The sequence below is a fragment of the Enterobacter sp. R-1.6.2 genome, from assembly GCF_035064085.1.
Classification (GTDB): domain Bacteria; phylum Pseudomonadota; class Gammaproteobacteria; order Enterobacterales; family Enterobacteriaceae; genus Enterobacter; species Enterobacter asburiae_B.
This window is the reverse complement of sequence record NZ_JASEYI010000055.1, coordinates 1-7,496: the sequence shown is the minus strand read 5'-3', so window position 1 is coordinate 7,496 and position 7,496 is coordinate 1. Positions and strand designations below refer to the sequence as shown.

Genomic DNA, 7,496 nt, shown 5'->3' with positions numbered 1-7,496 from the left:
CTGAGGGGTTGACCGAGCCGCGAAGCGGCGCTGGTAAGCGATGATATGCACATATCCACAGGCATATTTTTAAAAGGTATTTTATAGATTTTTTATCTTTTTAAAGTCTTTTAGAGCTATATAACTCATTGATTTAAAATCATAAATAAGTGTTATCTCTGGGAATCCGCCCACCTTGTTATGGGAATTGGCCCACCTTACTATGGGAAACAGCCCACCTTACTATGGGAATTAGCCCACCTTGTTATGGGAATTGGCCCACCTTAGACGAAACTGTAAAAAATGTATTTACTTGTTTGAACTTTGTGGTAGTGTGGAGAGTAATTTTTAACCCACAAAGGCAAGGCGCATGGATAAGTTGCTGAACAAAAAGATAAAAGTTAAGCAGTCTAACGAGCTTACCGAAGCTGCTTACTACCTCTCGCTAAAAGCAAAGCGCGTTCTCTGGTTATGTCTTATGCAGACGTATTTCACAGCTTCAGTAAGCGAAGATGATGATGAGATGGCTGTACTCGGTGACTCTACTTTCAAAGTAAAGGTGGCTGACTATCAGCAAATTTTTCAGGTAAGCCGTAACCAGGCTATCAAGGATGTTAAAGAAGGCGTGTTTGAGTTAAGCCGTTCTGCGGTAATCTTTTACCCGAAAGAGGGGCGTTTTGACTGCGTCGCGCGCCCCTGGCTAACAGAGGCTGGCAGCCGATCAGCTCGTGGTATCTGGGAAATCGAATTTAACCATAAACTCCTGCGGTACATTTACGGCCTGACGAACCAGTTCACCACCTACTCGCTCCGCGATTGTGGCAGTCTTCGAAATCCCCGGACGATCCGCCTTTATGAAAGTCTTGCTCAATTCAAATCTTCAGGCTTATGGGTTACTACTCATGCTTGGTTAAATGACCGTTTCCTTTTGCCGGAATCCCAACAGAAGAACTTGGCAGAGTTGAAACGATCTTTCCTTGATCCTGCACTCAAGCAGATAAATGAGAAAACACCTTTACTTGCTAAGTATAGTATTGATGATTCAGGAAAATTTCTGTTCTCAATAATTGATAAGCAAAATCCCGTCTGACATAAATCAGCACACATGAGCCTGTCATTTGACAAATTTTTGTCATGAAGATGGGCGAATTTCCACACAGCACCGGCGCCCGGCAAGATGGGCGGATTCCCACACGACAGCGGCGCCCGGCAAGATGGGCGGATTTCCACACTACAGCGGCGCCCGGCAAGATGGGCGGATTTCCACACGGCAGCGGCGCCCGGCAAGGTGGGCGGATTTCCACACGGCAGCGGCGCCCGGCAAGGTGGGCGGATTCTCACGCGGCAGCGGCGCCCGGCAAGATGGGCGGATTCCCACACGGCAGCCTCGCCCGGCAAGGTGGGCCGATTCCCACGCGGCAGCCTCGCCCGGCAAGGTGGGCGGATTCCCACACGGCACCGGCGTGCGGCAAGGTGGGCGGATTCCCACACGGCACCGGCGCGCGGCAAGGTGGGCCGATTCCCACACGGCACCGGCGCCCGGCAAGGTGGGCCGATTCCCACACGGCAGCCGCGCCCGGCAAGGTGGGCCGATTCCCACGCGGCAGCCTCGCCCGGCAAGGTGGGCCGATTCCCACGCGGCAGCCTCGCCCGGCAAGGTGGGCCGATTCCCACACGGCAGCGGCGCCCGGCAAGGTGGGCGGATTTCCACACGGCAGCGGCGCGGGGCCAGTGGGATTCAGGAGAATAGGTGTTTTACCGAATGCCCTGACGAGGCGTAAAAAAACCGCTTGGCGGCGGCCTCATAAAGCAGAAAACCCGCTCAAGGCGGGTTATCTGCTCTGTAGCCTGTGATGCTTCGCGGGCATCCGGCATACAGCGAGGTGAAATTCTTCTTTTGGCATGTTAATTATACGTCTAACGCGGCATATGATCAAACCTGTATTAAATAAGCCACTGTACCGTTTATAATGCTCTCAGATCAAAGAGGTAAAGCCCGTTTAGCCGCCTGTGTGATGAGCCAGTTCAGACTCTTCAAAATCGAATTTGGTACTAAACAGGACCCGAACCGTGGGCAAGCACACGGCAACGGTATAGCCCTCTTCCGGTTTCGCACCCGGAAGCCTGGGCGGCAGCGTGGTGAAATTCTTCTTTTGGTTAAGTGAATGGCATAACCGGATGGGCGGATTAGAGGAAAGGGGATTGCCTAGTAACCTACGCGCCACAGAGATGGAGGTGCGGGGAATGATTGAGCTGATTATCGCTATTCTGACCTTAATTGCGGCTGTATTGCAGTTGATCAACTGGTTCCTTTAATGGTGCCGGAGTCTGTGAAGGTGAAAGCCTGAACGGGCAAAACTGAAAGGTTTATAGCCGTCCTTCGGGGCGGCTTTTTTTCGGCAAAATTAGGGTTTTACCGAATAATGCAGAGTTTTAAGGTGAGAATTTGCAGACTTGGCGTTTTACCGAACATAGATACTCCCTAGGCTGATAGGTGCATTAGTTATCACCCTACCTGAACATATTGTAAAAGATGTCAGTCTCCAGTGACTTGTGTACTATCAACTGACAAGACTCTTACACGCAACGCAGGGGGATGGAGTTTTATGCTTAGAAAAATAATCAGGGGTAGCGGATTCACTCAGTCAGAAGAAAAACTGATAGAGTTCGCTGATGATGCTTTTTTTGGTCTTTGGTCTTATCCTAATGTTTATAGCGATGAGGGTTACTCTAAAAATAAAATTGGGAAAGAAGTTAGTGACTTATTAGTTATTTTTGATAAAGATATAATAATTTTTTCCGATAAAGCTATTACATACAATAAAAACAAAGATCCTAAGGTTGCATGGCAGAGATGGTTTAAAAAATCAGTCATACAGTCTTGCACACAGTTATTTGGCGCAGAGAAGTTTATAAAAGATCATCCCGAAAGACTTTTTGTTGACAAAGAATGCTCAGTTAACCTCCCCATTAAAATAGATAATTCTTTTAATTTTCATTTGGTGGCCGTCACTAATAATATTTCAGATCCGGCGATCTCGTACTTTGACAAAATAGAAAAAGGCAGCTCTGCTACTTTAGTTAACATATTTCCTTTAAACGCCCATCAATGTCTAGAAAATCCATTTTGTGTCGGAGACGTTTATCCTGATAAGACTTTTGTCCATATACTTGATGAGACTGCCCTAAAACTACTGTTAACCGAGTTAAACACAGCAACTGATTTCATTGGCTACCTTAACGAAAAAGAGAGGGTTGTAAGAGAAAGAACATTATTGGTCAGCGCTGGGGAAGAAGAGACTCTTGCTGCTTACATTATGGGTGATAAAACCATAATATCAAAATAAATTATTGGAAACGATCAAGGGATGACCATACCGGAAGGTGAATGGAAAAACTATAAAACCACTTTCAATTATCAATATCAGCTCTCAATGAAAAAGGGTAGCGTTTTCTGGGATAACCTAATCCACAACTTCTCGACAAGTATATTGTCAGCTAACGTTGGTTTTTTTAGTGAAATTGAATTTTCTACACATGAATTAGGTGTTAGAGAATTAGCCAAAGAAAGTAGGCAATCTAGATATTACCTTTCAAAGAACTTTAAAGAGAAATTAAAAACAACTCAGCCTCATCTAAGAACGTCAAGAATGGTCGAATCAATCGATGAGCCTGGAAAGTTTTACTTATTCCTTTTTTTTCCTAACGATAGCAAGTTGAGTTACTCTGATTACAGAATTCAACGTATATCTTATATAAATGCTTATGCTGAGGTTGCCTTTAATAAATACAGACATATTAAAAAATTAATTACTATTGCAACAGAGCCGCAAAATACAGAAGGAAGATCTGAAGACCTAATATATAGCATATCCCCAGAGAAATTTACCAAAGAGCAAAATGAAAAAGCCAAAAGATTATCAAGAGAATACAAAATACTAAGTGATTTTTTACCTACTAAAACGACAAAGAGCGATAACTTTAAATCAGTTATATCAAAAGGTGAAAAAATAGGGCGGAATACACCTTGTCCATGTGGCTCCGGTGTTAAATTTAAAAAGTGCCATGGTGCGAATAATTAGCATTATTGTATGTATAACGGTAATGGCGCGGCAGAGAAACCGGCGCGTTCTGCCCTAGTGTTGGCCTGCGGGTTCCCCCGCACCCGCTGTATGTAGTATCGGCAGCATCTGAGAAAACCACTACATGTAGTTATCAGCGCCACAACGGCGCGGGGACGAGTGCGGTTCGGAAAAATTGGGGTTTTACCGAATCCGGCAAAAGATTGCTTCCTATAACGTCCGCTTCTGGCACACAGCAGCCGTTAAGATGTAAGGCCTTACGCCAACTAAATCTAATGGGACAGATTTAGTTGGTGATGGTCAAGTAATCTGCAAACGGTCACCAAGTAAAATGCAAATGGGTAGTCAAGTCCGATGCAATTACGCACCCGGCAAGGTGGGCCGATTCCCACACGACAGCAGCGCCCGGCAAGGTGGGCGGATTTCCACACGGCAGCGGCGCCCGGCAAGGTGGGCCTATTCCCACACGGCAGCGGCGCCCGGCAAGGAGGGCCGATTCCCACACAGCACCGGCGCGCGGCAAGGTGGGCCGATTCCCACACGACAGCAGCGCCCGGCAAGGTGGGCGGATTTCCACACAGCACCGGCGCCCGGCAAGGTGGGCCGATTCCCACACGGCAGCGGCGCCCGGCAAGGTGGGCCGATTCCCACACGGCAGCGGCGCCCGGCAAGATGGGCGGATTTCCACACAGCACCGGCGCCCGGCAAGGTGGGCCGATTCCCACACGGCAGCGGCGCCCGGCAAGGTGGGCGGATTCCCACACGGCAGCGGCGCCCGGCAAGATGGGCGGATTCCCACACGGCAGCGGCGCCCGGCAAGATGGGCGGATTTCCACACGGCAGCGGCGCCCGGCAAGGTGGGCCGATTCCCACACGACAGCGGCGCCCGGCAAGGTGGGCCGATTCCCACACGACAGCGGCGCCCGGCAAGATGGGCGGATTCCCATATCGACATGTATGTAGCTTGTGTTATCCGTGGATTGTGCAGCTCAGCGGGTCGCTTGTCGTATGGCGTAGTGTCCCCCGTAACCGGCCGCGTGCGGCCGCTAACGCGCAGTACGGCGCCGCGACCCGAAGGCGGGCCGCCGTTCCCGCGCGCAGGCGCGCGGCGCCCACTGCGCACCCCCGTGGGGGACGTGCGGCAGCTGTGTGGCGGTGAGCGGGATTAGGGCTTTGCAGGGAGGGGGCTGGGTCGGGCGATACGTTCAGCATTGCGGTTTCCGGCGATTTGCGGCCGGTGCCCGTTTAACTCCGGCGTGGTCGCCTTCCATGCCCTGACGGCATAAGAAAATAAAACCGCCATGCTGCGGTCATTCATGATTTTGTGGTGTAGCGATAAATAGTCATGCGAGAAACGTTGAAGCGCTTAGCAACTGCACCAACTGTCATTTCAGGATCAGCAAGTAAGATTCTAATTTGTTTAACATCTTCTTCAGAAAGTGACGGTTTTCTCCCTCCCACACGGCCCCTTGCGCGTGCAGCTGCAAGGCCTGAGCGCGTTCTTTCAATATTGCGGTTGCGTTCAAAGCTAGAGAATATCGCCATCAGATGAGTATAGATTTCCCCTATAACTGGCGCATTTGTGTCTATTCTGTCCTTGATGGCTATGAAAGTTATTCCGCGTTTCTTCAGGTCGTCGAGTAAAGTAATGACTTGACCCAATGAACCACCGAGCCGATCTAGTGCCCAAACTACTAGGGTATCTCCCTCGCGCAATGCTTTCAGGCAGTTCTCCAGTTCCAGCGCACCTTTTTTGTCGCGCTTTGGGCCGCTACGTGAGGTCTGATCCTGATAGATTTGCTCACATCCAGCTTTTGTTAGTTCGTCAACCTGGTGCGCCACATCCTGAAGATGCGTAGATTTACGTGCATAGCCGATTTTCATTCTTTTCTCGCTAATTAGTTATGGGGTTATTGTTATGTTGATACAGTAACGAGTTTTGTTACATGAGGGGAGTCATTTTTCGGGAGAAGTCAGGACTTTTCAAGACTGTCACAAAAACCATCGTTTTTGATACATTAATTTAACCAATAGGTTGCAGATCAAATCGTCTGTAACAGCCTTTCTGGCTGTTTGTATATAATCATGAAAAAATGGTGAGTAGAGTTTCAGGGTAACAGGGGATGCTTATGTCGGTTTTCCACAACTGGCTACTTGAGATCGCATGTGAGAATTACTTCGTCTACATCAAACGCCTTTCCGCCAACGATACCGGCGCAACAGGTGGTCACCAGGTAGGGCTTTATATCCCTTCAGGTATCGTTGAAAAACTCTTTCCGTCTATCAACCATACCCGTGAACTGAACCCTTCGGTTTTTCTCACCGCACATGTGTCATCGCATGATTGCCCTGACAGCGAAGCCCGGGCAATTTATTATAACAGCCGTCATTTTGGTAAAACCCGGAATGAAAAAAGGATTACCCGCTGGGGTAGAGGCAGCCCACTTCAGAATCCTGAAAATACAGGGGCTCTGACGCTCCTGGCTTTCAAGCTTGATGAGCAAGGGGGGGACTGTAAGGAAGTAAATATTTGGGTATGCGCCAGCACTGATGAAGAGGACGTCATTGAGACCGCTATTGGTGAAGTTATACCCGGAGCGCTTATATCCGGCCCCGCAGGACAGATTCTAGGCGGACTATCTCTACAGCAAGCGCCAGTAAATCATAAATATATTCTACCTGAAGACTGGCACCTGCGCTTTCCGTCGGGAAGTGAAATTATTCAGTATGCAGCCAGCCATTATGTGAAAAATTCCCTTGATCCGGATGAGCAACTTCTTGACCGCCGGCGCGTGGAGTACGACATATTTCTATTGGTTGAGGAACTGCATGTTCTGGATATCATCCGGAAAGGATTTGGCTCTGTGGATGAATTTATTGCGCTGGCCAATTCTGTCAGCAATCGCCGTAAATCCAGAGCCGGGAAGTCTCTGGAACTGCACCTGGAGCATCTATTCATTGAGCACGGCCTGCGACACTTTGCGACGCAGGCCATCACAGAAGGTAATAAAAAACCCGATTTCCTTTTCCCTTCCGCAGGGGCTTACCACGATACTGAGTTTCCCGTAGAAAATCTGCGCATGCTGGCAGTCAAGACTACCTGTAAGGATCGCTGGCGTCAGATACTGAATGAGGCCGATAAAATTCATCAGGTGCATCTGTTTACACTCCAAGAGGGAGTTTCTCTGGCTCAATATCGGGAGATGCGGGAGTCGGGTGTCAGATTGGTCGTGCCATCATCGCTGCACAAAAAATACCCGGAGGCGGTGAGAGCTGAGCTAATGACGCTAGGTGCGTTTATTGCTGAGCTGACAGGGCTTTACGCAGATATTCCATAGATTATCTCCCGGCATAAATACCGGGAGGAGCGATCAGATTCGTTCAACCTTGCACGAATCGGCATTAACCGCTTTCAGGATATAAGGTTCAAGCAGT

5 protein-coding genes are annotated in these 7,496 nt (G+C 49.0%); 4 read left to right on the top strand and 1 reads right to left on the bottom strand.

From position 1 onward, the window contains the following. Positions 1-349: 349 nt before the first annotated feature. The 3 genes from QMN93_RS25155 (at position 350) to QMN93_RS25145 (ending at position 4,061) form a co-directional block, all read left to right on the top strand. Complete coding sequence (locus tag QMN93_RS25155) at positions 350-1,069, top strand: replication initiation protein (RefSeq protein WP_013263795.1); 720 nt, start codon at positions 350-352, stop codon at positions 1,067-1,069. 1,516 nt (positions 1,070-2,585) lie between these two features. Beyond that, on the top strand, positions 2,586-3,326 hold the full coding sequence (locus QMN93_RS25150; RefSeq protein ID WP_225622053.1) for a hypothetical protein: 741 nt from the start codon (positions 2,586-2,588) through the stop codon (positions 3,324-3,326). 21 nt (positions 3,327-3,347) lie between these two features. Continuing rightward, positions 3,348-4,061, top strand: coding sequence for a YecA family protein (locus QMN93_RS25145; RefSeq protein WP_225622054.1), 714 nt, complete (start codon positions 3,348-3,350; stop codon positions 4,059-4,061). Between the two features lie 1,314 nt (positions 4,062-5,375). Here the strand turns inward: QMN93_RS25145 and QMN93_RS25140 are convergent. Then, positions 5,376-5,945, bottom strand: a complete 570-nt coding sequence (locus QMN93_RS25140; RefSeq protein WP_016359304.1) for a recombinase family protein — start codon at positions 5,943-5,945, stop codon at positions 5,376-5,378. Positions 5,946-6,184: 239 nt separating this feature from the next. On the opposite strand from QMN93_RS25140, the gene QMN93_RS25135 reads away from it, so the two are divergent. Continuing rightward, complete coding sequence (locus QMN93_RS25135) at positions 6,185-7,399, top strand: type II site-specific deoxyribonuclease (protein WP_005012528.1); 1,215 nt, start codon at positions 6,185-6,187, stop codon at positions 7,397-7,399. The last annotated feature ends 97 nt before the right edge of the window (positions 7,400-7,496 follow it).

What these genes read in the sequence shown, in the direction of transcription:
- QMN93_RS25155 (WP_013263795.1), top strand. Translation starts at nt 350, where the DNA reads ATGGATAAGTTGCTGAACAAAAAGATAAAAGTTAAGCAGTCTAACGAG.
- QMN93_RS25150 (WP_225622053.1), top strand. Translation starts at nt 2,586, where the DNA reads ATGCTTAGAAAAATAATCAGGGGTAGCGGATTCACTCAGTCAGAAGAA.
- QMN93_RS25145 (WP_225622054.1), top strand. Translation starts at nt 3,348, where the DNA reads ATGACCATACCGGAAGGTGAATGGAAAAACTATAAAACCACTTTCAAT.
- QMN93_RS25140 (WP_016359304.1), bottom strand. Translation starts at nt 5,945, where the DNA reads ATGAAAATCGGCTATGCACGTAAATCTACGCATCTTCAGGATGTGGCG.
- QMN93_RS25135 (WP_005012528.1), top strand. Translation starts at nt 6,185, where the DNA reads ATGCTTATGTCGGTTTTCCACAACTGGCTACTTGAGATCGCATGTGAG.